Below are 2,701 nucleotides of genomic sequence, written 5' to 3' on the forward strand. Positions count from 1 at the left end.
CGCTCGGTCTTTCGACGGCGACGGCGGCGCGGGGCATTCTGGCGATCGTCGACAACCACATGGTCGGCGCGGTGCGCGTGGTTTCGGTCGAACGCGGGCATGATCCGCGCGACTTCACGCTGGTGCCCTTCGGTGGTGCCGGCCCCTTGCATGGCTGCGCGCTCGCCGAACTGCTCGGCATTTCCCGCGTCATGATCGCGCCGGCTCCCGGCATCCTCTGCGCCGACGGCCTGTTGGCCGCCGACCTCAAGGCCGAGTTCAGCCGCACGTTGCCGAAAGCCGGTGCGGTGGATGTGGTGGCGGCCAACGGCATCATCGCCGAGCTCAAGACCCAAGCTGCCGCCTGGTTCGACACGGAAGGCGTTGCTGAAAAGGACCGCCGCATCGCGACCGTCGCGCTGTTGCGCTACCACGGCCAGGGCGGCGAACTTGCCGTCACCTGGGGCGAAACCCGCGAGTCTGTCGAGGCTGCGTTTGCCGCCGAGCACAAGGCGCTCTATGGTTTTGCGCTGGAAGCCGCGATAGAGCTTGTGACACTGCGGGTCGAGGCAGCCGGCATGACGGTCGAACCGCCGCCGGCGATCCTCGATAAGGGTTCCGACGTTACCCCGTTCGACCATGTGCCGGTGCATTTCGAAAGCGGCGTGACGAGCGTTCCGGTCGTTGACCGTTCGACGCTCGGTGCAGGCGCCACGTTCAAGGGGCCGATGATCCTCACCCAGCTCGACACGACGACATTGGTCGCACCCGGCTGGAGCGGCACGGTGCACGGTTCCGGCGCCCTCCTTCTGACAGCCAAACAGGATGCATGAGATGACTGAGCAAGAGAGCGATCTGGAGCGCGTCTTCGCGCATATCGAAGAAAACCGCGAAAGCTTCATCGAGCGGGTGATGGATTATGTCCGCCATCCCTCGATCAGCGCCCAGAACAAGGGCATCGCGGAAGTCGCGGCCATCCTCGTCGACATGCTGAACGGAATGGGCATGGAGGCGGTCACCATCCCGACCAAGAACCATCCGATGGTGCTCGGCCGCATGGAAAAGCAGCCGGGCAAACCGACCGTGCTTCTCTACGGCCATTACGACGTGCAGCCGCCGGAGCCCTACGAACTCTGGGACAGCCCGCCCTTCGAGCCGACAATCCGCAACGGGCGCATCTATGCCCGCGGCATCGGCGACAACAAGGGTCAGCATTTCGCCCAGTTGATGGCGCTGGAATCGCATCTGAAGGTGACCGGCGAACTGCCCTGCAACGTCATCTTCCTGCTGGAAGGCGAAGAGGAAATCGGCAGCCCGCATATCGCCGAGTTCGTGGCCGAACATGCCGAGAAGCTCAATGCCGATCTGGTGGTCACCTCCGACGGGCCGTTGCATGAATCCGATACGCCGATCATCACCTTTGGCGTACGCGGTGTCGCATCCTTCGAGCTGCGCGCGAAGACCGCCAATCGCGATGCCCATTCCGGCAATTTCGGCGGGGTGATGCCGAATGCGATCTGGAAGCTCGTGCATCTGCTGGCGACGATGAAGAACGACAAGGGCGAGATCACCATCGACGGCCTGCATGATGTCGTCGTGCCGCCGACCAATATGGAGCGCGAGGCGGTCTCGAAGCTGCCGCTTGACCTCAATGCGATCAAGGCCGATCTCGGCATCAAGGAACTCGACGCTCCGCTCGACCGCGGTTATTTCGACCGGCTGATGTTCCACCCGACGCTGACCATCAACGGCCTGCATGGCGGTTACGGCGGGCCGGGCCAGAAGACGGTTCTGCCCTGTGAGGCGTTTGCCAAATGCGACATCCGCCTGGTCGAAAGCCTGACGCCGGACTACGTGTTCGAGAAGGTACGGGCGCATGTGGCGGCCCATGCGCCGGACGTGGAATTCGTGCCGCTCAACGCCATGCTGCCGTCGAAGACGCCGATGGACAGCCCGTTCGCGCCGGTCATCCAGGATGCCATCTTCACCGCCCGCGGCGTCGAGCCGCTGCTCTACCCGACCGTCGGCGGCTCGCTTCCGGACTACGTGTTCACCAAGATCCTGAAGAAACCGGCGTTCGTCGTGCCTTACGCCAATGCGGATGAGGCGAACCATGCGCCGAATGAGAACCTGAAGCTGGATTTGTTCATTGCCGGCATCAAGACGGGGGCGGCGCTTTTGACAAAGCTGGGTGAGATGAAGCCGTAATCCTGCCTTTGTGGCGAAAGAAATCCCCGCAAAGATTGGAACATCATCGAGAGGGGTCCGGTTTTATGAACCGATCAAATGTCCCTCTCATCGACCCGGTTGTCTCTCTTTGCGGCAGGGCGCTTGAGGAAGGTTCTACGGACAGCCGCCGTCGTGGTTGAAGCGACGGGCATCCTGCCGTTAACGGCGGCTTGCTTACTGGAGTGCATGCTCGTAAGGGCGCGAGCCGCGGAAACCTTGACGGGATGTTCTTTTTACTAAAACGCACTCCAACCGGAGGCTCGGCTAGGCATGCCCGGCGATCGACTTGGGAAGGTAATGCTGTTCGAGCTCTGCAACATCCTGCTCGCTCAACCTGATCTCCAGCGCTTCGACCGCATCCGCGAACTGCCCCGGCTTCGAAATTCCGACGATCGGTGCGGTGATGGCGGGGCGGCTGGCGACCCAGGCATATGCGACCTGCGCCATCGGCCGTCCGTGACGCTCGGCGACCACCTTCAGGCCGGCGACGACC

General features: G+C 62.9%; 3 protein-coding genes. 2 read left to right on the forward strand and 1 reads right to left on the reverse strand.

All coding sequences use genetic code 11. The features are described from left to right. Positions 1-812: hydantoinase/oxoprolinase family protein (locus MOV61_RS29415; protein WP_309493879.1), on the forward strand; the 812-nt coding region annotated here is incomplete at its 5' end. Position 813: 1 nt separating this feature from the next. Continuing rightward, a complete protein-coding gene (locus MOV61_RS29420) occupies positions 814-2,187 on the forward strand; it encodes a M20/M25/M40 family metallo-hydrolase (protein WP_247139115.1) in 1,374 nt (457 codons plus the stop codon). 285 nt (positions 2,188-2,472) lie between these two features. Here the strand turns inward: MOV61_RS29420 and MOV61_RS29425 are convergent. Then, a partial coding sequence (locus MOV61_RS29425) for an aldo/keto reductase (protein WP_247139116.1) occupies positions 2,473-2,701 on the reverse strand: 229 nt, incomplete at its 5' end.

The sequence above is a fragment of the Neorhizobium sp. BETTINA12A genome, assembly GCF_023006485.1.
In the GTDB taxonomy this organism is placed as follows: domain Bacteria; phylum Pseudomonadota; class Alphaproteobacteria; order Rhizobiales; family Rhizobiaceae; genus Neorhizobium.